This window comes from Luteimonas sp. FCS-9 (assembly GCF_001014645.1).
Lineage (GTDB): Bacteria > Pseudomonadota > Gammaproteobacteria > Xanthomonadales > Xanthomonadaceae > Luteimonas.
This window is the reverse complement of sequence record NZ_LASZ01000030.1, coordinates 1-26,185: the sequence shown is the minus strand read 5'-3', so window position 1 is coordinate 26,185 and position 26,185 is coordinate 1. Positions and strand designations below refer to the sequence as shown.

20 protein-coding genes and 1 pseudogene are annotated in these 26,185 nt (G+C 72.5%); 10 read left to right on the top strand and 11 right to left on the bottom strand.

Annotated elements, in window-relative coordinates:
* From WQ56_RS16670 to WQ56_RS16650, 5 genes and pseudogenes are all read right to left on the bottom strand, one after another.
* Positions 1 to 193: pseudogene (locus WQ56_RS16670) on the bottom strand (hypothetical protein); the annotation flags it as partial.
* Positions 194 to 273: 80 nt separating this feature from the next.
* Positions 274 to 3,564, bottom strand: a complete 3,291-nt coding sequence (locus WQ56_RS16665) for an ankyrin repeat domain-containing protein (RefSeq protein WP_047138269.1) — start codon at positions 3,562 to 3,564, stop codon at positions 274 to 276.
* Positions 3,557 to 3,829 carry a YcgL domain-containing protein gene (locus tag WQ56_RS16660; RefSeq protein ID WP_047138268.1) on the bottom strand — a complete coding sequence of 91 codons (273 nt, stop codon included), beginning with the start codon at positions 3,827 to 3,829 and terminating at the stop codon, positions 3,557 to 3,559. Before WQ56_RS16660 ends, WQ56_RS16665 begins: the two co-directional genes overlap by 8 nt.
* 76 nt (positions 3,830 to 3,905) lie before the next feature.
* Positions 3,906 to 4,919, bottom strand: a complete 1,014-nt coding sequence (gene cydB / locus WQ56_RS16655) for a cytochrome d ubiquinol oxidase subunit II (protein ID WP_047138267.1) — start codon at positions 4,917 to 4,919, stop codon at positions 3,906 to 3,908.
* Positions 4,919 to 6,316, bottom strand: a complete 1,398-nt coding sequence (locus WQ56_RS16650) for a cytochrome ubiquinol oxidase subunit I (RefSeq protein WP_047138266.1) — start codon at positions 6,314 to 6,316, stop codon at positions 4,919 to 4,921. Before WQ56_RS16650 ends, cydB begins: the two co-directional genes overlap by 1 nt.
* Before the next feature lie 185 nt (positions 6,317 to 6,501).
* On the opposite strand from WQ56_RS16650, the gene WQ56_RS16645 reads away from it, so the two are divergent.
* The 4 genes from WQ56_RS16645 to WQ56_RS16630 are packed head-to-tail and all read left to right on the top strand — an operon-like array spanning position 6,502 to position 11,003.
* The gene (locus WQ56_RS16645) at positions 6,502 to 8,871 is read left to right on the top strand and encodes a S9 family peptidase (RefSeq protein ID WP_047138265.1); all 2,370 of its coding nucleotides are present in this window, start codon (positions 6,502 to 6,504) and stop codon (positions 8,869 to 8,871) included.
* Positions 8,868 to 9,356: a PH domain-containing protein gene (locus WQ56_RS16640; RefSeq protein ID WP_047138264.1), complete on the top strand. Its 489-nt coding sequence runs from the start codon at positions 8,868 to 8,870 to the stop codon at positions 9,354 to 9,356. The genes WQ56_RS16645 and WQ56_RS16640 overlap by 4 nt, the downstream gene beginning before the upstream one ends.
* A 44-nt stretch (positions 9,357 to 9,400) precedes the next feature.
* Entirely contained in the window at positions 9,401 to 10,315 is a 915-nt protein-coding gene (gene hemF, locus WQ56_RS16635; RefSeq protein ID WP_047138263.1) for an oxygen-dependent coproporphyrinogen oxidase, read from the top strand.
* A gap of 4 nt (positions 10,316 to 10,319) precedes the next feature.
* Complete coding sequence (locus tag WQ56_RS16630) at positions 10,320 to 11,003, top strand: RluA family pseudouridine synthase (RefSeq protein WP_047138262.1); 684 nt, start codon at positions 10,320 to 10,322, stop codon at positions 11,001 to 11,003.
* 848 nt (positions 11,004 to 11,851) lie between these two features.
* On the opposite strand, the gene polA is transcribed toward WQ56_RS16630, so the two are convergent.
* Positions 11,852 to 14,578: a DNA polymerase I gene (gene polA, locus WQ56_RS16625; protein WP_047138261.1), complete on the bottom strand. Its 2,727-nt coding sequence runs from the start codon at positions 14,576 to 14,578 to the stop codon at positions 11,852 to 11,854.
* Positions 14,579 to 14,805: 227 nt separating this feature from the next.
* Here polA and WQ56_RS16620 point away from each other — a divergent pair, with 227 nt between their 5' ends.
* The 4 genes from WQ56_RS16620 (at position 14,806) to WQ56_RS16605 (ending at position 18,714) form a co-directional block, all read left to right on the top strand.
* A complete protein-coding gene (locus WQ56_RS16620) occupies positions 14,806 to 15,609 on the top strand; it encodes a DUF3667 domain-containing protein (protein WP_047138260.1) in 804 nt (267 codons plus the stop codon).
* A 28-nt stretch (positions 15,610 to 15,637) separates the two neighbouring features.
* Complete coding sequence (locus WQ56_RS17820) at positions 15,638 to 17,302, top strand: TPM domain-containing protein (RefSeq protein ID WP_052773073.1); 1,665 nt, start codon at positions 15,638 to 15,640, stop codon at positions 17,300 to 17,302.
* Between the two features lie 70 nt (positions 17,303 to 17,372).
* Positions 17,373 to 17,666 carry a DUF2782 domain-containing protein gene (locus WQ56_RS16610; protein ID WP_047138259.1) on the top strand — a complete coding sequence of 98 codons (294 nt, stop codon included), beginning with the start codon at positions 17,373 to 17,375 and terminating at the stop codon, positions 17,664 to 17,666.
* A gap of 7 nt (positions 17,667 to 17,673) precedes the next feature.
* On the top strand, positions 17,674 to 18,714 hold the full coding sequence (locus WQ56_RS16605) for an oxidoreductase (RefSeq protein ID WP_047138258.1): 1,041 nt from the start codon (positions 17,674 to 17,676) through the stop codon (positions 18,712 to 18,714).
* Positions 18,715 to 19,061: 347 nt separating this feature from the next.
* Here WQ56_RS16605 and WQ56_RS16600 read toward each other — a convergent pair whose 3' ends face one another.
* The gene (locus WQ56_RS16600; protein ID WP_047138257.1) at positions 19,062 to 21,131 is read right to left on the bottom strand and encodes a S46 family peptidase; all 2,070 of its coding nucleotides are present in this window, start codon (positions 21,129 to 21,131) and stop codon (positions 19,062 to 19,064) included.
* 183 nt (positions 21,132 to 21,314) lie between these two features.
* On the opposite strand from WQ56_RS16600, the gene WQ56_RS16595 reads away from it, so the two are divergent.
* Both WQ56_RS16595 and WQ56_RS16590 read left to right on the top strand, forming a co-directional pair.
* Positions 21,315 to 21,560: a hypothetical protein gene (locus WQ56_RS16595; RefSeq protein ID WP_047138256.1), complete on the top strand. Its 246-nt coding sequence runs from the start codon at positions 21,315 to 21,317 to the stop codon at positions 21,558 to 21,560.
* Between the two features lie 89 nt (positions 21,561 to 21,649).
* Entirely contained in the window at positions 21,650 to 21,829 is a 180-nt protein-coding gene (locus WQ56_RS16590; RefSeq protein ID WP_047138255.1) for a hypothetical protein, read from the top strand.
* Between the two features lie 10 nt (positions 21,830 to 21,839).
* Here the strand turns inward: WQ56_RS16590 and WQ56_RS16585 are convergent, their stop codons facing one another.
* The 4 genes from WQ56_RS16585 to WQ56_RS16570 all read right to left on the bottom strand — a co-directional run.
* Positions 21,840 to 22,286 carry a universal stress protein gene (locus WQ56_RS16585; protein ID WP_047138254.1) on the bottom strand — a complete coding sequence of 149 codons (447 nt, stop codon included), beginning with the start codon at positions 22,284 to 22,286 and terminating at the stop codon, positions 21,840 to 21,842.
* 105 nt (positions 22,287 to 22,391) lie between these two features.
* Positions 22,392 to 24,572: a DNA helicase II gene (gene uvrD / locus WQ56_RS16580; protein ID WP_047138253.1), complete on the bottom strand. Its 2,181-nt coding sequence runs from the start codon at positions 24,570 to 24,572 to the stop codon at positions 22,392 to 22,394.
* Between the two features lie 136 nt (positions 24,573 to 24,708).
* The gene (locus tag WQ56_RS16575; RefSeq protein ID WP_047138252.1) at positions 24,709 to 25,359 is read right to left on the bottom strand and encodes a TIGR00645 family protein; all 651 of its coding nucleotides are present in this window, start codon (positions 25,357 to 25,359) and stop codon (positions 24,709 to 24,711) included.
* A 488-nt stretch (positions 25,360 to 25,847) separates the two neighbouring features.
* On the bottom strand, positions 25,848 to 26,185 hold a 338-nt coding region (locus WQ56_RS16570; RefSeq protein WP_047138251.1), incomplete at its 5' end, for a glycoside hydrolase domain-containing protein.

Below are 26,185 nucleotides of genomic sequence, written 5' to 3'. Positions count from 1 at the left end.
CCTGCGGCGGCAGCTTGTCTTCCTGGTCGATCGCATGGGCCGACACCCGACCGTCGCGCTCGATGTCGACGGTGCCGGTGACCAGCATGCTGGCCTCGACCTCGCTGCGCATCTGGCGCGCGGTCTGTGCGAACGCGGGCGGAACACAAAGCGCCAGCAGCGCGAGAAGGACGACGAAACGCCTGCGAACCATGGTTGCATCCTGCATCGGTGGAACGCGCATCGTGCCGCCCGTCCGCGGCGGGCGCAAGCCGGTGTCGCCCGGCGACGCGCTCAGCGCTCGCGCAGGAACCGCGCCATCGAGACCCCGTCCTGCGCCGGCGCCGGCGCGAACTCGGCGGCGACGTCGACGAAGCCGCGCATCACCGCGATCTCGCGGGGGGTGCGGTTGAGCGTGTCGCGCAGGTCCGGATCGGCACCGGCGCGCAGCAGGCGCCGCGCCAGACGCAGTTGCCCATGCAGGCCGGTCAGGTGCAGCGGGCCGAAGCCGCGCGGATCCTGCGCGTCGAGCGACACGCCCTCGTCGAGCAGGTGCTCCATCGCCGCGAGCACGACATCCTCGTCGCAGGCGGTGCCGGGCTCGGCGCGGGCGCCGAGCAGCAGCAGCAGCGGGGTCACGCCGCCGGCCGCCGGCGCGTCGATCTCGGCGCCGGCCAGCAGCAGCGTGTCGAACAGCGCGAGCAGGCGCGGTCGGTCGCGCGAGGTGAAGCCGTAGAGCGCGGCGCAGTGCAGCGGCGTCAGGCCCTGGGCATCGGTGGCATGGATGTCGGCGCCGGCGGTGAGCAGCCGGGCGGCCAGGTCCGGCAAGCCGAGCGCGGCGGCCAGCATCAGCACGCTGACCTCGCCCGGCAGACGCTGGTCGAGCGGCACACCGGCAGCGAGCAGCCGCTCGACGACTGCGGCGTGGCGCATGCTGACCGCCGCCGACAGCGGCGTCGCACCCGAGCGCGCGGCGCAGGTCGCATCGGCGCCGCGCGCGAGCAACAGCTCGACGACCGCCAGGTGCCCGCCGCCCGACGCGCGCAGCAACGCGGTGCAGGCCTGGGCATCGGGCGTGTCGACGTCGAAGCCCAGATCGAGCAGGCGCCGGACCGCGTCGGCATCGCCGGCGCTCGCCGCCAGCGGCAGGTCGGCGGGCACGAGCGCACGGCGCGGCAACGGCCAGCCGCGCCAGTCCAGCCAGTCAGCGAGGTCGCGCCGGCCGGCCGACAGCGCCACGCCCAGCGGCGTCTGCCCGTCGGCGGCACGCGCCGACGGCGATGCGCCGTGGCGCACCAGCGCCTTCAGCGCGGCCTCGCGACCGAGCGCGGCGGCCAGGTGCAGGGCGGTCATGCCGCGCGAGTCGCGGGCGTCGGGATCGACCCCCAGCGCCGCCAGCCGCTCCACCAGCCGTGCCCAGCCCAGCCGCACCGCCAGCGCCAGCGGCGGATCGCTCTGCGGCGAGGCGGCGAACGGATCGGCGCCACGCGCCAGCAGTTCCAGCGCGAAGGTCTCGAACGCGCGGGCCGCGTGATCGCTCTCGACGCAGGCCGCCAGGTACGCCGCCAGTCCGCCGGCACCGGCGGGCGAAGCCCCGTGGCGCAACAGCGCCTGCAGAACGGGCAACGCGTCGGGCGCGCCGGCGAGCAGCGTCGCCAGCGGCGTACGGCCGTCGGCGTCGCGGACGTTCGGATCGGCGCCACGCGCGAGCAACCAGTCCACGCGCTCGAGCGACGGCGGCAGCGCCGGATCGACCAGCAGGCTGCCCAGTTCGGCCGGACCGAGCAGCCGCAGCAGGTCGCCCAGCTCGCCGTGGCGCCCCTCGCGCAGGCCGTCGCGCAGCAACACCAGCGGGGTGCGGTCGCCGCCCGCATCGTCGTCGTCGGAACCGAGGTTCGCCGGCAGCGGATAGGCGGGATCGAGCAGGCGCACCAGCGACCAGCGGCCGGCTTCGGCCGCGCGGTCGACCGCGCGCTTGCCGTCGCCGTCCACCACGTCGGCCGGCACGCCGAGCGCGAGCAGGCGCTCGACCAGCGCCGGAGATGCCGGGTCGGCGGCGCACGCGAGCATCACCGCGTTGCGCCCGGCGATGTCGACCGCGGCGACGTCCGCGCCCGCGGCGAGCAGCGCGTCGAGCGCGGCCGGGCTGCCCCCGCGCGCGGCGTCGAGCAGCGGCGTGCGGCCATCGTTGTCGCGCGCACGCACGTCGGCGCCCGCGGCCAGCAGCGCGGCCAGGATCTCGGTGTGCCCGTGCGCGGCCGCCACGTGCAGCGCGCTGCGGCGCTGGCGGTCGCGGGCGTCGACGCGCCCCTTGTGGCGGATCAGCAGCTGCACGCCCGCCGCGTCGTCCTCGTCGCCGCCGGCCGCGGCCAGCAGCGCCGGCGTGCCGCCCTCGACCTCGGGCCGGGCGCCGTGCTCGAGCAGGAACTTCGCCAGCCGCCAGTTGCCCGCGGCGCAGGCGACGCCGAGCGGCGTCAGCGCGTCGTGGTTCGCGGCATCGAGTTCGGCGGCCGCATCGCGCAGCAGCGCGACGACGCCGGGATCGGAACTGCGCGCGGCCAGGTGCAGCGGCGTGTTGCCCTCGTGGTCGGTCACGCGCGGATCGGCGCCGTTGGCCAGCAGCGTCATCACCGCATCGGGCCGGCCGTGCCAGCTGTCGCGCGTGGCGGCCAGCAGCGGGGTCATGCCGGCATGCGAGGAATTGACGTCGACGCCGCGCGCGATCAGTTCCCGCAGCAGCCGCAGGTCCGGCAGCACCGCCGCCAGCACCGCGAGGCTGCGCTGGTCGCGCGCCTCGGCCGGCGGCAGCGCGCGTACGTCGGCGCCGGCCTCGATCAGCGCCAGCGCGCGCTCGACCCGACCGGCACGCGCCGCGGCGTACAGCGCCACCTCGGGCTCGGCGTCGACCGGCTCGTCGAACAGGGCGACCGCCGGGTCGCCGGGCATCTCGACCACCGGCATCGCCGGCGCCTGCGGCGGGGCGAGCCGCTGCAGGCCGGCGTGCAGCAGCCACCAGCCCACCGCCGCCGCGACGGCCAGGCCGATCCGCGGGCCGGCCGCCAATGCCGGCAGCCAGGCGGGCGCGAGGGCCAGTGCGAGCGCCGCGGTCACCGCGCACGCGACCGCGATGCCGCGCGCCTCGCCGACGTCGCGGTCGGCCAGCGCGCGCCAGTGCGTGCGCAGGTCGCCGCCGTCGCGTTCGATCGCATGCCACAGCGGCCAGGTGCGCCAGATGCCGATCATCACCAGGCCGACCGCCACGCTCAGCGCGGGCGCGCCGCCCAGGTCGCCACCACGGCGCAGCGCGGTCATCGGCCAGGCGACCAGCAACGCGCCGGCACCGGCCGCGACCGTCCAGGCGATCGCCAGCGCGCGCACGTCGCCCCACGCGGCGGCGCGGTCGACGGTGCCGCCCCCGCGCCAGCGCACCGCCAGCGCGAAGGCCGGCTGCGCGAGCACGCCGGCCACGGCCGCCGGCACGCCCCCCAGCAGCGTGAGCGCAGCCAGCGCGAGCGCCGAGGCCAGCGCGACCGGGAACCGCCGCCGCGGGGCCGCCGGCACGTTGCGACGCGGGCGCTCAGGCATCGCCGCTCCAGTCCTCGGTCAGCGGGTCGGCGGCGGCACGCGGCGGCATCTGCAGGTGGAAGCCCTGCGCCTGCAGGTTCTCGCGCACGTGCGCCGGATTCTCGCGCGCGAGCCGGCGGTCGGGGGTCAGCGCCACGTCGAGCACGAACGCCAGCGCGCCGAGTTCGGCGCGCAGCGGGGCGGGCAGGACATCGAACGCGTCCCTGGCGGCGAGATACACGTAGGTGTCCGCCTTGCGCTGGCTTTTGTAGACGTAGGCGTGCATGTGCGCAGAAACGGCGATATACGCCGAATTGTGCGGCAAAAGGACCGCCTTGGGTATCGCGCAGCGCCCGCGGCGTTCAGTGATAGCCGGCGTCGGCCTGTACCTTGCCGCGGAACACCCGGTACGACCACGCCGTGTAGCCGAGGATCAGCGGCAGCAGCACCACCAGCCCGGCCAGCACGAAGCCCTGCGACGAGGGCGGCGACGCCGCCTCCCAGATGCTCAGCGACGGCGGCACGATGTTGGGCCAGATCCCCAGCACCAGCCCGGCGAAGCCCAGGCCGAAGAACGCCAGCGTCAGCACGAACGGACGCGCGTCGCGGCCTTCGCGCATCGCCGCGCGCCACAGCCACACCACGTTGAACAGCGCCAGCACCGGCACCGGCGACAGCCACCAGAAATTCCCGTCCTCGAACCAGCGCGCCATGATCCGCGAGTCGAGGAACGGCAGCCAGGCGCTGACCAGCCCCATGAAGGCGGCCACGACCAGCACCAGCGGCCGGGTCAGCGTGCGCGCGATCAGCTGCAGCCGGCCCTCGGTCTTGAGGATCAGCCAGCAACTGCCCAGCAGCGCGTAGCCGAACACCACCGCCACGCCGGTCAGCATCGAGAACGGACTGAACCAGTCCAGCGCACCGCCGGCGTACTTGCCCGCCTCCAGCGGCATGCCCTCGACCAGCGCCCCGAGGATCACGCCCTGCGCGAACGCGGCCAGCAGCGAGCCGAGCGCGAACGCCACGCCCCAGAAGCGCTTGCCGCGCCGCGCCTTGAAGCGGAACTCGAACGCCACGCCGCGGAACACCAGCGCGATGAGCATCAGCAGCACAGGCAGGTACAGCGCCGACAGGACGATCGCGTAGGCGCGCGGGAACGCGGCCAGCAGGCCCGCGCCGCCGAGCACCAGCCAGGTCTCGTTGCCATCCCAGATCGGCGCGGCGGTGTTCATCATGTGATCGAGTTGGCCCCCGTCCTCGGCGAACGGCGCCAACACGCCGAGCCCCAGCACGAAGCCGTCGAGCAGCACGTACATCAGCACGCCGAAGCCGATCAAGCCGAACCAGACCACCGGCAGCACGGTCGCAAGATCCATCAGTCCTCCCCCACAGGGCCATCGGCGGCCGAGATCGGACGCATCGGCGTGCGGTCGCCCGCGTCGTGGTCCGGGCCGTCGTCGAACGGCTGCGGCCCGGTCCGGATCATCTTCAGGATGTAGCCGCCGCCGGCGCCGAACACCACCGCATACGCGATCGCGAACGCCGACAGCGACACGATCACGCTGGCGCGATCGATGTCACTGACCGCCTCGCTCGTGCGCAGCAGGCCCTGGATCACCCAGGGCTGGCGGCCGATCTCGACCACGAACCAGCCCGCCAGCACCGCGACGAACCCGCTGGGGGCCATCAGCCGCCAGGCATCGAGCAGCCAGCGCGAGCGCAGCAGCGTGCGCCGTCGCCAGGCCCACAGCGACACCACCGTCAGCGCCAGCATCGCCAGCCCGATCCCGACCATCACCCGGAACGCGTAGAACACCGGCGCGACCGGCGGTCGCTCGTCGGGCGGCACCGCGGTCAGCGGGGCGATCGTGCCGTCCCAGCTGTGGGTCAGGATCACGCTGCCCAGGCGCGGGATCGCCACCTCGTAGTCGTTGCGCTCGGCCTCGGCATCGGGCACGGCGAACAGCACCAGCGGCACGCCCTCGCCCGGCGCGCCCTCGTGCCAGTGCGCTTCCATCGCCGCGAGCTTCACCGGCTGCACCTCGCCGGTCTTCAGGCCGTGCAGGTCGCCGACGAGCACCTGCAGCGGCACGGTGATCGCCGCGAACGCGATCGACAGCTTGAGCATCCGCATCCCGGCCTCGACGTGCTCGCCGCGGCGCAGGTACCACGCCGCCACGCCGCCGATGACGAAACACGTGGTGATGAACGCCGCCAGCGTCATGTGCGCCAGGCGGTAGGGGAACGACGGGTTGAAGATCACCGCCATCCAGTCGGCCGGATGGAACACGCCGTCGACGAGTTCGTAGCCGGCCGGCGTGTGCAGCCAGCTGTTGGCCGACAGGATCCAGAACGTCGAGATCAGCGTGCCCACCGCGACCAGGCAGGTCGACAGGAAGTGCAGCTTCTCCGACACCCGGCCCCAGCCGAACAGCATCACGCCCAGGAAGCTCGCCTCCAGGAAGAACGCCGTCAGCACCTCGTAACTGAGCAGCGGGCCGAGGATGTTGCCCGCCGCGATGCTCAGCGCCGACCAGTTGGTGCCGAACTGGAAGCTCATGACGATACCCGAGACCACCCCCATGCCGAACGACACGGCGAAGATCCGCAGCCAGAAGAAATACAGGTCGCGCCACACGGCCTCGCGCGTGCGCAGCCAGCGCCATTCCAGGAACGCCAGCCAGCTCGACAGGCCGATCGTGAAGGCGGGAAACAGCACGTGGAAGGAGATCACGAACCCGAACTGGATCCGCGACAGCAACAGCGTGTCCAACGCCGGCGCTCCTGTGGATGGCGACGGGGAGCGACCGAGTGTGCGGGCGCGGACGTGAAACCGGGGTGCGGTCGATCGTCGCGGCCCAGACAGCACGCCGCGTCGACCATGACCTTCGCCAGAGCGGCCGCCGCGCCGCGCGCCGGTACACTGCGGCCTCCTTTCCGCTCCACGGATCGCTGCCGATGCGTCGTCTGCCGCTGTACTGGGTGCTCGCCTGCGCCCTCGCCTCCCCGCTCGCCGCCGCGCAACCCGCGCAGCCGCTGACCCTGGACCGGATCATGGCCGATCCGGACTGGATCGGCGCGCCGGTCGAGTCGGCCTGGTGGAGCTGGGACGGCAGCCGCGCCTACTACACGGCCAAGCGCGACGGCAGCAGCGTGCGCGACACCTGGATGCAGCCGGTCGCCGGCGGCGGCGCGACGCGCGTCGACGATGCCGCGCGCGCCGATCTCGATGCGCGCGACCCGGTCCTCGACGCGACCCGCACGCGCATGGCGTTCGTGCGCAACGGCGACCTGTTCGTGCGCGACCTGCGCACCGGCCAGCTGACCCAGGTCACCCGCACCGAGGCGACCGAGGCGCAGGCGCAGTGGACGCCGCAGGGGGGGCTGGTCTGGCGGGCCGGCAACGACTGGTACGGCTGGGATCCGCAGCGCGGTACCGCGCAGCTGACCAGCCTCAAGGCCGAGGCCGACCCGGCCAAGCCGCCGCCGGCCGATGCGCTGCGCGAGCGCCAGCTGCGCATGATCGAGACGCTGCGCACCGAGCGCGAACGCCGCGACGGCCTGCGCGCGCAGAACGAGACCTGGCGCCGCGCCGATGCCACGCGCGCCCCCGGCCCGGTGTACCTGGGCAAGGACGTGACGATCGCCGGCAGCGCGCTGTCGCCGGCCGGCGACCGCCTGATCGTGGTCACCGCGCCCAAGGACGGCGACGCCGGCCGCGACGGCAAGATGCCCATGTACGTCACCGAATCGGGCTACGAGGAGTTCGAGGACGTGCGCACGCGCGTGGGTCGCAACGACCCGCTGCCGCACCGGCTGTGGCTGGTGGAGCTGGCGACCGGCACCGTCCGCGAGATCCGGACCGGCACGCTGCCGGGTATCGGCACCGACCCGCTGGCCGACCTGCGCCGGGCCGCCGGCAAGGACGCACTGCAGGGCGACCGCCCGGTGCGCCTGGAGATCGACGGCCGCGCGGGCGGCGGCGGCGCGATCCGCTGGAGCGACGACGGCCGCAACGTCGCGCTGTCGATCCATTCGGTCGACAACAAGGACCGCTGGCTGGCGACGGTCGACCTGGCCGACGCGACGCTGCACAGCCGCCACCGGCTGACCGACCCGGCATGGATCAACTGGGACTTCAACGAGTTCGGCTGGCTGCCCGACCACCGCACGCTGTGGTTCCTGTCCGAGGAATCGGGCTATTCGCACCTCTACCTGCACGACGGCAGCCGCAAGCGCGCGCTGACCTCCGGCCGCTGGGAGGTCTCGGCGCCGGTGATGGCGCACGACGGCAGCCGCTTCTTCTTCCTGTGCAACCAGCAGTGGCCGGGCCGCTACGAGGTCTGCACGGCCGCCGACGGCGGCGTGCGCGAGATCACCTCGACCGGTGGCATCGAGGACTTCGCGCTCTCGCCCGACGAGACCCGTCTGCTGCTGCGCACCTCGTCGAGCTACGTGCCGCCGCAGGTGGCGGTCGCGGACGTCGCCGACGGCGCGGTGCGCGTGCTCACCGATACCCGCACCGCCGAGTTCAAGGCCCACGACTGGCTGCAGCCCAAGTACGTGCAGGTGCCGTCCAAGCACGGCGCGGGCACGGTCTGGGGCAAGTTCTACGGGCCGCAGGACTACGAGCCGGGCCGCAAGTACCCGGTGGTGCTGTTCGTGCACGGCGCCGGCTACCTGCAGAACGTCAGCGACCGCTACCCGAACTACTTCCGCGAGCAGATGTTCCACAACATGCTCGTGCAGCAGGGCTACCTGGTGCTCGATCTCGACTTCCGCGCCTCGGCCGGCTACGGCCGCGACTGGCGCACCGCGATCTACCGGCAGATGGGCCACCCGGAGCTGGAGGACTACCTGGACGGCATCGACTGGCTGGTCGAGCACCACCAGGCCGACCGCGACCGCGTGGGCATCTACGGCGGCAGCTACGGCGGCTTCATGACCTTCATGGCGCTGATGCGCGAACCCGGCCGCTTCAAGGCCGGCGCGGCGCTGCGCCCGGTCGCCGACTGGTCGCAGTACAACCACGCCTACACCGCCAACATCCTCAACACGCCCGAGCTCGATCCCGAGGCGTACCTGAAGTCCTCGCCGATCGAGTACGCCGACCGCCTGCAGGACCACCTGCTGATCGCCCACGGCATGATCGACGACAACGTGTTCTACAAGGACTCGGTGATGATGGCCCAGCGCCTGATCGAGCTGCGCAAGGACAAGTGGGAACTGGCCAGCTACCCGCTCGAGCGGCACGCCTACCAGCACCCGGCCTCGTGGTACGACCAGTACCGCCGCATCCACGAACTGTTCGAACGCACGCTCAAGTGACGTCCGCGCCGCTGCCGGCGGTCGAGCTGCTGCGGCCCGCGCCGTGGAAGCGGCTGGCGCTGCTGGCGGTGTCGCTGGCGCTGGTGGGACTGGCGGTCGCGGTCGCCGGCCGGCAGCCGGCGGTCGCCTGGGGCTTGGGCGGGATCTTCGGGGCCTGCGCGCTCGTCGCGCTGGCCGGCCTGCTGCCCGGCGCCCACCACCTGCGGCTCGACACGAGCGGCCTGGAACTGCGCGCGCTGTTCCGCACCACGCGCCTGGCCTGGACCGACATCGCCCGGTTCGGCACCACCCGGGTCGGCCTGCACCGGGTCGTCGGGTTGGACTTCGCCCCGCACGTCGATCGCGGCGCGCGGCTGCGGCGGGTCAACCGCGGCCTGAGCGGCTTCCACGGTGCCCTGCCCGACACCTACGGCCTGGGCGCCGAGGCGCTCGCGGCCCGGCTCGAACGCTGGCGGCAGGCCCACGGCCCCGCCGCCGGGGATTGACCCGGATCAATGCGGGCAGGGGCGGCGCACCTACAATGCGCCGGATGAACGATACCTTCGACACGGTCCGGGACTACCTCACCGGGCTGCAGGACCGCATCTGCGCCGCGATCGAGCGGGCCGACGGCCAGGCCCGCTTCGCCGAGGACCTGTGGCAGCGCGCCGAGGGCGGTGGCGGCCGGACCCGCGTGCTGCGCGACGGCGCGGTGTTCGAGCAGGCCGGCATCGGCTTCTCGGACGTCAGCGGCACCCGGCTGCCGCCATCGGCCAGCACCCACCGGCCGGAACTGGCCGGCGCCTCGTGGCGCGCCACCGGCGTGTCGCTGGTGTTCCACCCGCGCAACCCGCACCTGCCCACGACCCACGCCAACGTGCGCCATTTCCGCGCGATGCGCGACGGCGAGGTCGTGGCCTGGTGGTTCGGCGGCGGCTTCGACCTGACCCCGTTCTACCCCGTCGACGAGGACGTCGCGCACTGGCACCGCACCGCGCGTGCGCTGTGCGAGCCGTTCGGCGGGCAGGCGCGCTACGAGGCCCACAAGCGCTGGTGCGACCAGTACTTCTTCCTCGGCCACCGCGCCGAGACCCGCGGCGTGGGCGGGCTGTTCTTCGACGACCAGCACGGCGACTTCGAGCACGAGTTCGCGTACATGCGCGCCGTGGGCGACGGGTTCCTCGACGCCTACCTGCCGATCGTCGAGCGGCGCCGCGACACGCCCTACGGCGAGCGCGAGCGCGAGTTCCAGCTCTACCGGCGCGGCCGCTACGTCGAGTTCAATCTGGTCTACGACCGCGGCACGCTGTTCGGGCTGCAGTCGGGCGGGCGGGCCGAGTCGATCCTGATGAGCCTGCCGCCGCGCGTGCGCTGGGAGTACGGCTACACGCCGGAGGCCGACAGCGCCGAGGCGCGGCTCGCCGACTACCTGCGCCCGCGCGACTGGCTCGCCGAACTGGCCTGAGCCCATGGGTGCCCCGGCCGCCGACATCGCCCATCCGGACGTCGTGCCGGACTGCCTGCGCCAGCTCTACGGCGACGACCACCTGCTGGCCTTCGACAAGCCGGCCGGGCTGCTGTCGGTGCCCGGCCGCGGGCCCGACAAGCAGGACAGCATGGCCACCCGTGCCCGCGCGCAGTGGCCCGACGCGCGGGTCGTGCACCGGCTGGACATGGCGACCTCGGGGTTGATGCTGATGGCCCGTGGCGCCGAGGCGCAGCGGGTGCTGGGCGCGGCCTTCGAGGGGCGCCGGGTCGAGAAGCGCTACATCGCGGTCGTCGACGGTTGGCCGGCCGAAGACGCGGGCGAGATCGACCTGCCGCTGCTGGTCGACTGGCCGGAACGGCCGCGGCAGAAGATCGACCCGGTCGACGGCAAGCCGGCGCTGACGCGCTGGCGGCTGCTGCGGCGCGACACCGCCGCCGACGGCACCCCGATCGCCCGGCTGGCACTGATGCCGGTCACAGGCCGCAGCCACCAGCTGCGCGTCCACCTGCAGGCGATCGGCCATCCGATCCTGGGCGACCCGCTGTATGCGCCCGACGCCGCGCAGCGCCGCGCGCCGCGCCTGCTGCTGCACGCCGAATCGCTCGAACTGGCCCACCCTGCGACCGGCGCACCGCTGCGCCTGGACTGCCCGACGCCGTTCTAGCGGGGTGGCGGGGGATGCGAGAATGCGATGAATCGCAAGGCTCCGCCTCCATCGCATTGCCAATGTCCGCCTGAACGACGGACATAAGGAGGTTCATCTCCCAAGTGCAGGGGGACGGAAGTTCCACTCCGGATTGGCAGCGGCCTGCCAGCCGGAAGCCGCTCTCCCCTCGGTCAAGGCATCCTGCCTTGACTCGGGCGCGCGCCATCCATGGCGCGCTCAACGCGGCCACCGGCCGTCAGTCCGCTGCCGAGGCTTTCCGGTCACTTTCTTCGAGTAGATCGACCGAGCCACCGGCCGGAAGAAATCGCACCCCTTCGGCCTCAGTGCGAAGTACTGGCCGGGGATTGCGATAGCGGGCCAGGGGTGAGCGAAGGTCGCTTGCGCGGCACTGCCGCGCGACTTCGCGAACGCCCGGCATGCGTTGCCGGGCCGGGCCACGGAGCGGGATGGCCGAGCCGGGGAGCGGTCCCCGACCGGCGCGACGCGCGCTCCCGGAGAAGAACGCTCAACGAGCAGAAGACAGCAGCGGGCGATACCACACCCGAGAAAAACCCATAAAAAAGCCCCGTAGGCAGGGGGGGCCTACGGGGCTCGGGAACCGGGCTCGGGGAGAAGCCTGTTGGTTCCGGTCGATCACTCCAGGGGAAGGGAGAGATCTGCGACAGACCTTGCATCTGTCGCGAGTATGAAAACACCCGGCGCATTGATGGTTCGTGAAGGCCACATTCAATTTTCGGGCAAATTCAGGCTGCATTTACTCCATGTCGATGCGGCGCCCGATGCGCCCGGGCCACCCGGTATTGGCGTCCCGCACCGGGCGTCGGGCCTGCCCGGGCGGCGCGCATTCAGTGCGCCTGGTCCCAGTTGTCGCCGACGCCGCAGTCGACCACCAGCGGCACCCGCAGCTCGGCCGCGGCGGTCATCCGCGGCACGACCCCCTCTAGCAGCGTCTCGACGAAATCGGCGTCGGCCTCGAACACCAGTTCGTCGTGGACCTGCAGAATCATCTTGGCCTGCGCCGCATGGCCCGCCAGCCAGTCGTCGACGGCGACCATCGCCCGCTTGATGATGTCCGCAGCCGTGCCCTGCATCGGCGCGTTGATCGCGGCGCGCTCGGCGCCCGCGCGCTGCGAGGCGTTGCCGCGCTGGATGAAGTCCAGCGTCAGGCGCCGCCCGAACACCGTCTCGACGAAGCCGGTCTCGCGCGCCTGCTGGCGGGTGCGCTCCATGAAGTCGCGCACGCCCGGATAGCGCGAGAAGTACAGGGCGATATAGTCCTGCGCCTCGCCGCGGCCGACGCCGAGGTTGCGCGCCAGGCCGAACGCGCTCATGCCGTACATCAGGCCGAAGTTGATCGCCTTGGCCGCGCGGCGCTCGTTCGCGGTCACCTCGTCAATCTCCCGGCCGAAGACCTCGGCGGCGGTCGCGCGGTGGACGTCGACGCCGGTCTCGAATGCGCCGATCAGGCCGGGATCCTCGGACAGGTGGGCCATGATCCGCAGCTCGATCTGCGAGTAGTCGCAGGCGACCAGCCGGCGGCCCTCTGGCGCAACGAACGCGCGGCGGATGCGGCGGCCGTCGTCGGTGCGGATCGGGATGTTCTGCAGGTTCGGATCCGACGACGACAGCCGCCCGGTCGCCGCGCCGGCCTGGTGGTAGCTGGTGTGCACGCGGCCGGTGTCGGGGTTGATCATCTCCGGCAGCTTGTCGACGTAGGTGCCGCGCAGCTTGGCCAGGCTGCGGTATTCGAGGATCACCCGCGGCAGTTCGTGCTGGTCGGCGATCGCCTCGAGCGCCTCCTCGTTGGCGCTGGGCTGGCCCTTGGGCGTCTTGACGACGGCCGGCAGGCCGAGCTCCTCGAACAACAGCGCACAGACCTGCTTGGGCGAATCGAGGTTGAACGTGCGCCCGGCCAGTTCGGTCGCCTTCTGCTGCGCGGCGAGCATGCGCTTGGACAGGTCCGCGCTCTGCCGGCGCAGCTCGTCGACGTCGATACGCACGCCGTTGGCCTCGATGCGCGCCAGCACCGGCACCAGCGGCATCTCGATCTCGCCGTACACCCGCGCCAGGCCGGACTCGGCCGCGACCCGGGGCTTGAGCACGCGGTGCAGCCGCAGCGTGATGTCGGCGTCCTCGGCGGCGTAGCGGGTCGCATCGTCGATGGCGACCTGGGAGAACGAGATCTGCTTGGCGCCCTTCCCCGCGACGTCCTCGAAGCGGATCGTGTCGACGCCCAGGTGCCGCTTGGCCAGCGAGTCCATGTCGTGCCGGGCGATGCCGGCGTCGAGCACGAAGCTCTCGAGCAAGGTGTCGTCGGCATAGCCGCGCAGGTCGATCCCGTGCCGGCGCAGCACGTGCAGGTCGTACTTGCCGTGCTGGCCGAGCTTGCGCCGCGCCGGGTCCTCGAGCACCGGCCGCAGCGCCTCGAGTACCTGGTCGCGGTCGAGCTGGGCGGGTGCGCCGGGATAGTCGTGCCCGAGCGGGACGTAAGCCGCCCGGCCGGGCTCGACCGCCACGCTCAGCCCGACGAGGCCCGAGCGCATCGCGTCGAGCGCGTCGGTCTCGGTGTCGAACGCGAACTCGTCGGCAGCGCGCAGCTGCGCGATCCACGCCTCGAGCCGCTCGGTCGTGAGCACGGTCTCGTACTCGCCGGGCGCCGACAGCGCCGGGTCGACCTCGGCCGGCGGCAGGGCCGTCGCCGGGGCGGCGGCCGGCCCGCCGGCGCTGCTTTCGAGATCCTTGAGCGCCTGGGTGAAGCCGTAGCGGGCGTAGAGCCCACGCAGCGTGTCGGTCGCGGGCTGGCGCAGCGCCAGCGTCTCGGGGCCGCCGTCGAGCGGCACGTCGGTGCGGATCGTCGCCAGCGTGCGGCTGAGCGGCAACTGGTCCAGCACCTCGCGCAGGTTCTCGCCGATCTTGCCCTTGATGCCCGCCGCCGCCGCGATCACGCCGTCGAGCGATTCGTACTCGGCCAGCCACTTGGCCGCGGTCTTCGGACCGCACTTGGGCACGCCGGGGATGTTGTCGATGCTGTCGCCCATCAGCGCGAGCATGTCGACGATCTGGTCGGGGCGGACGCCGAACTTGTCGTGCACCGCCGCTTCGGTGTCGATGCGGCTGCCGCTCATCGTGTTGACCAGCACGATGCCCGGGCGCACCAGCTGCGCGAAGTCCTTGTCGCCGGTCGAGATCGTCGTCGCGATACCGGCCTCGGCGGCCTGCACGGCGAGCGTGCCGATCACGTCGTCGGCCTCCACGCCGGGCACGCGCAGGATCGGGAAACCCAGCGCCTCGACGATGTCGCACATCGGGTCGACCTGCGCGCGCAGCTCGTCGGGCATCGGCGGCCGGTTGGCCTTGTACGCCGCGTAGAGGTCGTCGCGGAACGTGCGGCCGGGCGCGTCGACGACGAAGGCCGCGTAGTCCGGCGCCTCCTTGAGCGTGGCGCGCAGCATGTTGACCACGCCGAACAGCGCGCCGGTCGGCTCGCCATCGGCGTTGGACAGCGGCGGCAGGGCGTGGAAGGCGCGGTACAGGTACGAGGACCCGTCGATCAGGATCAGCCGTTTCGTCATCCGTGGATTCTACGGCGTCGGCCTTGCGGGTCGCGTTCGACCCCGTCCGGCGGCCCGGTGCGTTCACCCTGCCGTCCCCTGCCCCGGCCGGATCGATGCTGACGAAATCCGAACGCTGTGTCGCGATAATCGACCCCAGCCAAGGGGGTCTGGATGCGCATCGCCTGCCGTGGCCGACCTTCGGGGCGGCCCTTCGCCCATCGCGCGCCGCGCCCGGGGACCGGTCGATGACCGATCCCGAGCGCACGGCGCCCCGCGTCGACGCCGCGCCGCCGACGACGGACTGGGCCGCGCGCGACGCCTGCCGCAACTGCGGCGCGGCCCGCGGCGGCGCGCCGTACTGCGGCCAGTGCGGACAGAAGGCCGCGCACCGCCTGGGCCTGGGCGACCTGCGCCGGGAGACCTGGGAGAAGTGGCGCCTGTTCGAGCTGTCGGTCGCGCGCACGGCCGGGCGCCTGTTGCTGCGGCCCGGCACGGTCGCGCGCGAGTACGTGGAGGGCGCGCGCGGCCGCCACGTGCACCCGCTCAAGCTGCTGCTGGTGTGCGTGGCGCTGTTGCTGCTGGTGCTCGACACCACGGGCTTCCTGCGCGCAGGCGACGACGCCTACCTGGGCGCGATGGCGATGATGCAGCGCTACGCCAACTGGACGTTCACGCTGGGCATCTTCGCCGTCGTCGCCAGCTCGGTGCTGGTGTTCGGGCGCCGGCGCTACAACCTGGTCGAGCACCTGGTGCTGGCCGCCTATGCGTACGCGGTGATCATCGGCCTGAACCTGGTCAACCAGCTGCCGCTGCTGGTCATGCGCGACCCGACGCTGGTGCTGCCTTGGCGCGAGGCCGCCAAGTGGTACATGTACGCGGTCAAGGGCGTCGTGCTGGCGCTTGCGTTCCGCCAGTTCTTCGAGCTCGACCTGCGCCGCGACGCCTGGCGCCTCGCGCTGGCCCTGGCGGTCTTCGTCGCCGTCGACTGGCTGCTGCGACGCGCCTACGCCCACCTGATCGTCGCGATCGTGCACGCGCGCACCGTCTGATTCCCCGACTTCCGCCAGAGGAAAGGCCATGTCCCGACGCTCCCTGTCCCGCCTCGTCCGCCCGCTGCCGGCCGCCCTGCCGCTGGCCCTGCTGCTCGTTGCCTGCGGCGAGCGCGATGCCGCGCCGGCCGCCTCCACCGCCGCATCCGGCGCGCCGACGCCCAGCCGCGCCGAACTCGTCGAGCAGCTCGCCTCGACGTTGCAGGCCTGCTCCTACGACGGCCGCCCCGAGCGCCTGGACCCGGCGACGCTGACCGGCACGCCGCCGGCCGACTGCCGCTCGATGGTCGAACGGGTCATGGGCTACACCGGCCTGCCGCAGAACTTCGTCGTCACCGAGGGGCCGGTCGCCAACGCCGCGGCGGTGATCCTGCTCGACGAGCAGCGCATCCCGCAGCGGGTGATCGCGTTCAACCGCGACTTCCTCGGCGAGGTGCGCGCGGCGACGAACGGCAACCCCTGGGCGCCGGTGAGCATCATGGCGCACGAGATCGGCCACCACCTGTCGGGCCACACGATCACCGGCACCGGCAGCCAGCCGCCGATCGAACTGGAGGCCGACAAGTTCAGCGGCTTCGTGCTCCAGCGCATGGGCGCCAGCCTGGCCGATGCCAAGAGCGCGATGCAGTCGCTCGGCGCCGACCACGTCACCGCGACCCACCCGGCACGCAACGACCGGCTGTCGGCGATCCAGGACGGCTGGATGGAGGCCTGCCAACAGGCCGGGCAGGCCGGCTGCCAGGCCGGCACGGGCACCGGCACCGCGCCGCCGCAGGCCCCGCCGCCGGCGCGCAGCGCCACCGTGCACCTGCCCACGCCGTCGGCGAAGTCCATTCCGCTCAAGTACGGCCGTTTCGTCGTCGACGAGACCGGCCGGCTCGACCCCGAGCTGCTCAAGGGCCTGGAGACTACGCTCTACGACCTGGCGCAGAAGCAGGGCATCGAGCTGGCGCTGCTGGTCGTCGACGACCTGCACGGCATGAGCGCGCAGGACTACGCCTGGGCGATGCTGCGCCAGCTGCGCATCGGCAAGCTCGACCTGGGCAACGGCGGCGTGTTCGTCGTCGCGCCCAACCAGGGCACCTCGGCCGTCGCGTTCGCGCCGGGCGTGGCCAAGCAGCTGGAATTCGGCAACCCGCCCAAGCAGTTCGACAGCTGGACGGCCGAGATGTGGCAGCGCTACTGCCTCGACGACGATGGCTGCGGCATCTCGACCCGCAGCCTGCTCAACGTCGTCGAGTCGCAGGTGCGGGTGCTCACCAGCAGCGGCCGGACGTTCCGGATCCGCTTCAACAACATCCAGGAGATCATCGACTACACCAGCGAACGCCAGGCCGAGCGCGCGGCCGGCCGGCCGTGGGACGACGAGCGCGACCAGACGATCGGCGCGCTGGTGCGCTTCACCGCGACCGTCAAGGACCTGCAGCCGGCGCCGGCGCAGTTCAAGGTCAACGAGGCGATCGTCAAGGACGGCCGCTGGCGGGCGATCACGGTCGAGACCGAGGACGGCAACGAGGTCACGCTGTACATGCAGCCGCAGACCGAGCAGCTGATGCCCGGCGGCCGGCTGGAAGCCGGCAGGCGCTACACGTTCGTCGGCGAGCTGACCACGCCGGGCCAGTTCCACAGCGCGGCCGGCGTGCAGCAGGGCAACGCCCAGCTGTGGCTCTTCAGCTACGACCCGCTGCAGTAGTCCGCCGGTGCGCGCACGGCCGATGCACGCCGTGCGCGCATAATGGCGGTCCGCCCGCTGGAGATCCGCCATGTCCGCCTCCCGTACTGTCGTACTCGCGATCGCGCTGATGGGGCTGTCCGCCTGCGCCACGTCCGGTTCCTCGCTGCCCGCCGGCATCCCGGCCGACGCCGAGCAGGTGACCCGGACCGAATCCAACGGCGACCGGATCACCGAGTTCCGCGTCGCCGGCCAGCTGCGCGCGGTGCAGGTCGTGCCCTCGCGTGGCCCGTCGTACTTCCTCTACGACCGCGACGGCGACGGCAGCATCGACAGCGACCGCGACGACGTGCCGCAGACCTACTTCAAGCTGTTCGGCTGGTAAGCCCACGATGGCCGACGCGCTGCAGGTCGCGCTGGTCGGCTACGGCCTCGCCGGCCGGGTGTTCCACGCGCCGCTGATCCGGACCACGCCGGGCCTGCGGCTGCACACGGTGGTCTCGCGCGATCCGGGCCGGGTCCACGCCGATCACCCGGATGCGCGCGTGCTCGCCGATCCGCACGCCGTGTTCGCCGACCCGGCGATCGACCTGGTCGTGCTCGCCTCGCCCAACGCCACGCATGCGCCGCTGGCGATCGCCGCGCTCGCCGCGGCTCGTCATGTCGTGATCGACAAGCCGATGGCGGTCGATCTGACGCAGGCGCGGGCGGTCGCGGACGCGGCGCGCGCGTCGGGACGCCTGCTCGGCGTCTTCCACAACCGCCGCTGGGACGCCGATTTCCTCGCGCTGCGGGCGCTCGTCGAGGCCGGCACGCTCGGCCGGCTCGCCGAGGTCCACTCGCATTTCGACCGCTTCCGGCCGACGGTCCCCGACCGCTGGCGCGACCGTGCGGAACCGGGCGCCGGCCTGTGGCTGGACCTGGGCCCGCACCTGGTCGACCAGGCGCTGCAGCTGTTCGGCCTGCCCGAGTCGGTGCAGGCCGACATCGCCCTGCAGCGCACCGGCGCGCAGGTCGACGACTGGTTCCACGTCGTGCTGCGCTACGGCCGCCTTCGCGTGGTGCTGCATGCCGGCGCGTTGGTGCCCGGCGCCGGGCTGCGCTTCGCCGTGCACGGCACCGGCGGCAGCTGGTTCAAGCATGGCCTGGACCCTCAGGAGGCCGCCCTGCGCGAGGGCCGGCGGCCGGGCGGGCCGGACTGGGGCGTGGACCCCGCGCCCGGGCGCCTGCTGCGCGTCGGCGAGGACGGCGCAGTGCACGAGGCCCCCTTGCCCGCCCCGGCCGGCGACTACCGCCGGTACTACGCCGGCCTGCGTGCGGCGATCGTCGACGGCGCGCCGCCGCCGGTCGCACTCGACGAGGCGCTCGACGTGATGCAGGTGCTGCAGGCGGCCGTCGACAGCGCAGCGGGTGGGCGGGTGGTCCACCTCTGATCCTTGCACTCTGCGCAGGGCGCGTGATCGGCTTCGAATCGCCACCCCCGCACTGGGGCGCATGATCCGGCTCGAACCGCGGCTTCGGCGGATGAATACGTGAGGCGGCTGGGACCGCATCTCCTGTAGGAGCGCGCTAGCGCGCGATGGGCATTCCCGGCAAAGCCCCATCGCGCGCAAGCGCGCTCCTACGGAATCGGGTGTTCCGGACGAAGCCCCATCGCGCGCGAGCGCGCTCCTACGGGTGTTCGGTGAAGCCCGGACGCGTGGCGATGGGACCGGGGATCCCCGATGGAACGGAGCCACGGGGTCCGGGGCTCCCTTCGCACACCGCGCGTCGGCGCGGATCACTCGTGCAGCAGTTCGCCCAACAGGGTATCGGCGCCGTACACCGATTTCAGCGCTTCGACGATCGCGCCGCTGTGCACCGATACCGTGCGGTTGCGCGTCGGGTCGTACCAGAAGCTGCCGCCGAGCGAATGGATGTTGCCGTCGAACGCCAGGCCCACGACCTGTGCATCGCGGTTGATCACCGGACTGCCGGAGTTGCCGCCGATGATGTCGTTGGTGCTGACGAAGTTGAAGCGCGTGTCGCCGGCGATCCGGCGCTGCGCGTCCAGCCAGCGCCGCGGCAGCGCATACGGCGCCGCGCCGGTGTTGCGTGCGAACACGCCGGCCATCGTCGTGAACGGCTCGATCGCCTTGCCGTTCTCCTCCCAGCCGGCGACGTCGCCGTACGACAGCCGCAGCGTGAACGTCGCGTCCGGGTAGACCGTGGTGCCGAGCTTGTCGAACCGCACCTCGGCGATCCGGACCCCGGCGCGCGACTCGATCGCGCCCACCTCCGACTCCTGGCGCTTGCGCACCTCGCGGGCCTGCGCATCCACCGCGCGGGCGAGCCGGACGAAGGGATCGTCCGAGGCCGCGACCGCGGCGGCGCCGCCGTTCCACAGGCGCTCGCGCTCGGCGACGTCGGCCAGCGTCGAGCCCTCGACCAGCGCCTCGGCCACCTGCGCCGGCGACCGGTCGCCAAGCACCGACTTCACCAGCGGATCGTCGGTGCCGAGCAGTTCGCGCAGCTTGGTCAGCGACCAGGTCAGCTTGGCGGTCTCGAACGCCGGGTAGACCGGCGCCGTGCTCAGCAACGTCTGCCGCAGGCGCCCCTGCCCGGCGTCCTGGAATTCCGGCAGCCGCGCATCGTTGGGCTTGACGCGCTCGTCGGCGCCGCGCACCAGCGTGCGCGCGATCGAGAACAGCCGCGAATCGAAGCCCCGGCCCTGCTCGAGCAGCATGTAGGGCACGGCGAGCTGGCGCGCGGTGGCCTGCGCGGCCTCGACTTCGCGCCACGGCGCGGCGTCGACGCCCTCGCGCAGCCGGGCCTCCTCGGCGCGCTTGGCGGCGAACACCTGCGGATCGAGCAGCGCCTGCAGCTGGCCGCGATAGACCTTGTAGCTGTTGTCGGTGAAGGTCAGATCCGACTGCGCCTGGCGCGCGGCTTCCTCGTCGCGCCGGCCGTATTCGCCGAGCATCGCGCGGCGCTCGGCCAACCACAGCAGGGTGTTGATCAGGTTGACATCGCGCACCGTCTCCAACTGCGCGACCGTGAGCTGGCGCTGGGTGCGCCCCGGATGGCCGGTGACCATCACCAGCTCGCCGGCCTCCGCGCCCTCGGGCTTCAACGTGAAATGGTGCTCGACGTTCGCCGGCCTGCCGTCCTCGTAGGCGCGCAGCAGCGCGGCGTCGAGGTTGTAGCGGGGAAAGTTGAAATTGTCCGGATCGCCGCCGAAGAAGCCGACCGCGTACTCGGGCGAGAACACCAGCCGTACGTCCGAATAGCGGTGGTAGCGGTAGAGGTGCTGCTGACCGCCGTTGTAGAGCTCGACGACGTCGCAGCGCGTGGTGTCGGCGGCGTCGCCGACGCATTCGGACTCGATGCGCGCCTTCTCGGCGTTGCGCGCGTCGACGTAGGCCTGGCCCTGCTTGCCCTCGGCCGCCGTGGCCACGCGCGCGCTGACGTCGGTGATCGCGCGCAACACGTTGAGTTCCTCGGCCGGGCACTGCAGCTCCTCGCCGCGCGCATCGGCGACGAAGCCCGCGTTCTGCAGGTCGCGCTGCGGCGACGACAGCCCCTGCACGCAGCCGACCACGCAGTGCGCGTTGGTCAGCACCAGGCCGTCGGGCGAGACGAACGAACCCGAGCAGCCGCCGGCCAACCGCACCGAGGCCTGCATCGCATGGTCCACCCACGCCTGGTCGGGCGAGAACCCGTACTGCGCCTGCAGCGCTTGGCGCGGCAGGTTGTCGAGCGTCCACATGCCCTCGGCGGCATGGCCGGCCAGCGGCAGCGCCAGCGCGACGAGGAAGGCGAGGCGCGAACGCGACGGCGCCCGCGGGAACGATGCAGTCTGGGGCGCCATGGGCGACTCTCCGCAAGTGACGGCCGTCGGGCCGGAATCGCGCCAGCCTACGGCGCCCGCGCGCGCGGCGCGAGGCCTGAAGGTCATGCCGGCGGCGCGAAGTTTGCGGGCCCGGCACGTTCACGTACGATGCCCCAGGCGGGCGCCCGAGCGGCGCCCGCCGCGTCCCGAGCGAGAGCCCGCATGAGCCGATCCGAACGCCGTCGCGCGGCGCCGCCCGACCCCGTCCGCCTGCGCCAGGGCCTGACGCGCGCACAGGCGGATGCGATCGCGACGCTCGAGGCGCTGGGCTGGGAACTGCGCTTCGTGCGCCGCCCGCTGTTCGCCGACCCGATCCCGATCGTGTTCGAGAAGGCCGGCGCGCGCTGGCTCGTGGTCGAGGGCGACGGCCGGCTCAACGAGTCGCCGGGCTTCGCGCTGCGCGAGTAGCGGCGGCGCCCGGCGCGGTCACGGCTGGACGCCGCCGTCACATCGACACCGCCAGCATCGGCGCCCTGTTCATCGAAGAGGCGCGAGCGATGTCCTCGTTCTCGATCTACATCGTCGGCATGCTGATCCTGATCGGCGGGCTGGCCTACGGCGCCCATCTGGCCGGCCTCGCGCCGCAATGGATCGCAGTCGGCGTCGTCGTGCTGCTGGGCCTGGGCATCGTCAAGGCGGTCGCGCGCACGCGTCGCCCCGATCCGCCGGCGCACTGACGCCGCGCGCTCAGCGCACGATCAGCACCGGCAGCTCGCTGCGCGCCACGACGGCCTGCGTCTGGCTGCCGAGCAGCAGCCGCCCGAGGCCGCGGCGCCCGTGCGAGGCCATCACCACGACGTCGGTGCCGCGCGCGGCCGCGGTCTCGAGGATCGCGTCGGCCGGCGGCTGCTCGGCGACGAACAACGTCGTCGCATCGACCCCGTGCCGGGCCGCGGCCTGCCTGGCGGCGGCGAGCACTTCGTCGGCGCGGGTCTGCGCCGCGGCGCGGTAGTCCTTGAGGAACTCGTCGAAGCCGACCAGCCCGCTCGGGTCGGTCAGCGCGGTGTTCCAGGGCTCGGACACGGTGACGATGGTCAGCGACGCGCCGAGGCCCGCGGCGAGCGTCGCGGCATGTTCGACGCCGCGCGCGGCGAGTTCGGATCCGTCGGTGGCGACGAGGATGTTGCGGTACATGGCCTGCTCCCGGGGATGGACGAGGATCGATGCCCCGAATATACGCCCGGCACACGACCGCGCCGCCGCGGCCGATCGTCGCAAGCCGCGCCGGGCGGCCGTGCGTCAGGCCGGCTGCAGGTTCGCGTAGGCCATCACCAGCCACTTGCTGCCGACCTCGTCGAAGTTGACCTGCACGCGCGCGTGCGCGCCGTCGCCCTCGATGTCGGTCACGGTACCGGCGCCGAACTTCGCGTGGGTCACGCTCTGGCCCAGGCGCACGCCGACCGACGGCGCGAGGCTGGCATGCCCGTAGTCGGGCCGCTGCCGCGGCGGGAAGGTCGCGCGCGTGGCCTGCACCTTCGGCCGCACTTCGTGCAGCAGCGCCGGCGGGATCTCGCGCAGGAAGCGCGACGGCACGCCGAACATGTCCTGGCCGTGCAGCCGGCGCGCCTCGGCATAGGTCAGCACCAGCTTCTGGCGCGCACGGGTGATGCCCACGTACGCCAGCCGGCGTTCCTCCTCGAGCCGGCCGCTCTCCTCGGCGGTGCGCGCGCTCGGGAACAGCCCTTCTTCCAGCCCGACCAGGAACACCAGCGGGAATTCCAGCCCCTTGGCGCTGTGCAGCGTCATCAGCTGCACGCCGTCCTCGCCGGCCTGCGCCTGGCCTTCGCCCGCCTCGAGCGCGGCGTAGGCCAGGAACGCGACGAGTTCGGTGAGCTGCGCGCTCTCCTCGTCGTCGCCGCGCACGAAGCGCGAGGCCACCGATACCAGTTCGTCGAGGTTCTCGACCCGCGAATCGACGCTGCCCTTCGACTCGTTGGCGTAGTGCACGCGCAGGTTGGAGCGCGCGAGCACGTGGTCGATCTTGTCCTTGAGCGACAGCTCGGCGACCTCGCCGGCCAGCGCGTCGATCAACTGCGCGAAGCCGGCCAGCGCGTTGCGCGCCCGGCCCGCCAGCCCGCCGCCCTGCGCGCAGCGCAGCGCCGATTCCCACAACGGGATCGCGTGCTCGCGCGCCTGCCGGCGCACCTCGTCGAGCGTGCGCTCGCCGATGCCACGCGGCGGCGTGTTGACCGCGCGCTCGAACGCGGCGTCATCGTCGCGGTTGGCGATCAGCCGCAGGTAGGCCAGCGTGTCCTTGATCTCGGCGCGCTCGAAGAAGCGCACACCGCCGTAGACGCGGTAGGGCACCTGCTCGGCGACCAGCTGTTCCTCCATCGCGCGCGACTGCGCGTTGCTGCGGTAGAGCACGGCGATGTCGCCGTGGCTGCCGCCGCCCTGCACCCACTGCAGCGCGCGCTCGACCACGTAGCGCGCTTCGTCGATCTCGTTGTAGGCGGCGTACAGGTCGATCGGGTCGCCCTCGCCGCTGTCGGTCCACAGCTGCTTGCCCAGCCGGTCGGGGTTGTGCGCGATGACCGCGTTGGCCGCGCCCAGGATGTTGGCGCTGGAGCGGTAGTTCTGCTCAAGCCGGATCGTCTCGGCGCCCGGATAGTCGCGCAGGAAGCGCTGCACGTTCTCGACCTTCGCGCCGCGCCAGCCGTAGATCGCCTGGTCGTCGTCGCCGACGATGAACACCTTGCCGGTGTCGCCGGCCAGTACGCGCACGAACGCGTACTGGATCGCGTTGGTGTCCTGGAACTCGTCGACCAGCAGGTGGCCGAAGCGCTGGCGGTAGTGCGCGAGCAGCGCCGGGGTGTCGCGCAGCAGCTCGTGCGCGCGCAGCAGGATCTCGGCGAAGTCCACCAGGCCGGCGCGGTCACAGCGCTCCTGGTAGAGCGCGTAGGCCTTGAGCATGACGCCCGACCACTCGTCGCCGCCGTCCTGGATGTGCTGCGGCCGCTTGCCCTCGTCCTTCTGCGCGTTGATCCACCAGGCGATCTGCCGCGGCGGGAAGCGCGCGTCGTCGAGCTCGAGCTGCTGGACCACGCGCTTGACCAGGCGCAGCTGGTCGTCGCTGTCGAGAATCTGGAAGCCCTCGGGCAGCTTCGCGTCCTGCCAGTGCAGGCGCAGCAGGCGGTGCGCCAGGCCGTGGAAGGTGCCGATCCACATGCCGCGCGCGCCGTTGCGCAGCTGCGCGTCCACGCGGTGGCGCATCTCGGCCGCGGCCTTGTTGGTGAAGGTCACGGCGAACACGCCGTAGGCCGGCACCCCGACGACCTCGTTGAGCCAGGCGATGCGGTGCGTCAGCACGCGGGTCTTGCCGCTACCGGCGCCGGCCAGGACGAGGTAGTGCGAATCGGGCGCCGAGACGGCTTGGCGCTGGGCGGCATTCAGCCCATCGAGCAGGTGCGAGACATCCATCCACGCATTCTACGCGCCCGCCGTCGCAGCAGCCGAGCCAACGCGACGGGCCACGACAGGCGCGGCCGCGGCGTTCGAATGTCGGAGGCGGCGTCGCCCCCGGAAACGAAAGCCGGCGCCGCCCCCGGTTCCGGGGTCAGTGCGCGGCGTGCTCGCGCCGGGCGCTGCTGCCGGTCATCAGCTTGTCGGTGTAGGCGATGCCGATGGCCGAGAGGATGAAGCCGCCGTGGATGATCGTCTGCCACATCACGCCGGCCGTGGTGACCTTGGTGCAGGCCGGCGCGGCGAGCGAGAGCCCGCCGGCGATCGCCTGGGCGTGCGCCGCGGCCGCGGCGATCGCGTCGGCGGTGCCGCACACCGGCAGGCCCACCTCGCCTGCGGCGATGAAGGTCTTGAGCAGGTGGATCGACGAGATGCCGATGATCGCCATCGCCAGCTTGACCTTGAGCACGCTGGCGTTGACGTGGCTCAGCCACTCGGGCTGGTCGGGATGGCCCTGCAGGCCCAGGCGCGAGACGAAGGTCTCGTAGCCGCCGACGATCACCATCACCAGCAGGTTGGAAATCATCACCACGTCGATCAGGCCCAGCACCAGCAGCATGATTCCCTGCTCGGTCAGCGTATTCGCGCCATGGACCAGGTGCCAGAGCTCCTTGACGAACAGGAACACGTAGACGCACTGCGCGACGATCAGGCCCAGGTACAGCGGCAGCTGCAGCCAGCGCGAACCGAAGATGACGTAGGACAGCGGGTTGAGGCGCGGCGGCGCGGACAGCGGGGTCGACATGGGCGGGGGAGCCTGCGTGGGGTGCGCGGAGCGTAGCGACCGGCCATGACTTTGCCAATCGCCGGACAGTGCCCTCTCGACGCAAGCCCCCGGTAGGAGCGCGCTCGCGCGCGAAACGGCAGTCGGACACGGCACTGTCCACCCGGTTGGCCTGCTTGCCTGCGGCCTGCCCAGGCGGGGGCCGTTCGCTTGACGGGCCTCTACGCCGGGACCTGTTCGCTCGCGCTGTTCGCCTCGAGGCCTGTAGGAGCGCGCTTGCGCGCGACAGCATCCCGGCCAAAACCCCCTTCGCGCGCGAGCGCGCTCCTACAGCCGGAGGGCGCCGGGCGATTGACAGCGTTGTCAGTCGGCCGGTACAACGCATCCGCGGTGCCGTCCGGCATCGCTTCCGCGACTTGGGAGGGTCGAGGATGTCGCCGACGCGCGCCACGCACGGCCGGCGCGGTCTCCGCCGCGTCGGCCGCAAGCCCGGTTGCCCGCGTGCGCCGTCAGCGCGCGGCGGGGGACGTCATCGAGTACGGCGCCTCGGCGCCGATCCCCGGCCAGTCGCGGTTGGGCGCGGCCTGCATCGTGAAGCGCAGCTCGCCCCCGGCCAGGATCTCGTCGTGACGCAGGAACGCGCGCCGCAGCGGCTTGCCGTCGAGCGTGACCGCGCCGATGTAGCCGTGGCCGTCCGCCAGACCGTCGGCGACGACCGTGAAGCGCTTGCCGTTGGGCAGCTGGAGGCTGGCACGCGGCAGGAACGGACGGCCGATCACGTACTCGCCGCTGCCCGGCGCGACCGGGTAGAAGCCCAGCGCGGTGAACAGGTACCAGGCCGACATCT

Coding starts and splice junctions, on each gene's coding strand:
- WQ56_RS16665 (WP_047138269.1), bottom strand. CDS start 3,564: ATGCCTGAGCGCCCGCGTCGCAACGTGCCGGCGGCCCCGCGGCGGCGG.
- WQ56_RS16660 (WP_047138268.1), bottom strand. CDS start 3,829: ATGCACGCCTACGTCTACAAAAGCCAGCGCAAGGCGGACACCTACGTG.
- cydB (WP_047138267.1), bottom strand. CDS start 4,919: ATGGATCTTGCGACCGTGCTGCCGGTGGTCTGGTTCGGCTTGATCGGC.
- WQ56_RS16645 (WP_047138265.1), top strand. CDS start 6,502: ATGCGTCGTCTGCCGCTGTACTGGGTGCTCGCCTGCGCCCTCGCCTCC.
- hemF (WP_047138263.1), top strand. CDS start 9,401: ATGAACGATACCTTCGACACGGTCCGGGACTACCTCACCGGGCTGCAG.
- WQ56_RS16630 (WP_047138262.1), top strand. CDS start 10,320: ATGGGTGCCCCGGCCGCCGACATCGCCCATCCGGACGTCGTGCCGGAC.
- polA (WP_047138261.1), bottom strand. CDS start 14,578: ATGACGAAACGGCTGATCCTGATCGACGGGTCCTCGTACCTGTACCGC.
- WQ56_RS16620 (WP_047138260.1), top strand. CDS start 14,806: ATGACCGATCCCGAGCGCACGGCGCCCCGCGTCGACGCCGCGCCGCCG.
- WQ56_RS17820 (WP_052773073.1), top strand. CDS start 15,638: ATGTCCCGACGCTCCCTGTCCCGCCTCGTCCGCCCGCTGCCGGCCGCC.
- WQ56_RS16610 (WP_047138259.1), top strand. CDS start 17,373: ATGTCCGCCTCCCGTACTGTCGTACTCGCGATCGCGCTGATGGGGCTG.
- WQ56_RS16605 (WP_047138258.1), top strand. CDS start 17,674: ATGGCCGACGCGCTGCAGGTCGCGCTGGTCGGCTACGGCCTCGCCGGC.
- WQ56_RS16600 (WP_047138257.1), bottom strand. CDS start 21,131: ATGGCGCCCCAGACTGCATCGTTCCCGCGGGCGCCGTCGCGTTCGCGC.
- WQ56_RS16595 (WP_047138256.1), top strand. CDS start 21,315: ATGAGCCGATCCGAACGCCGTCGCGCGGCGCCGCCCGACCCCGTCCGC.
- WQ56_RS16590 (WP_047138255.1), top strand. CDS start 21,650: ATGTCCTCGTTCTCGATCTACATCGTCGGCATGCTGATCCTGATCGGC.
- WQ56_RS16585 (WP_047138254.1), bottom strand. CDS start 22,286: ATGTACCGCAACATCCTCGTCGCCACCGACGGATCCGAACTCGCCGCG.
- uvrD (WP_047138253.1), bottom strand. CDS start 24,572: ATGGATGTCTCGCACCTGCTCGATGGGCTGAATGCCGCCCAGCGCCAA.
- WQ56_RS16575 (WP_047138252.1), bottom strand. CDS start 25,359: ATGTCGACCCCGCTGTCCGCGCCGCCGCGCCTCAACCCGCTGTCCTAC.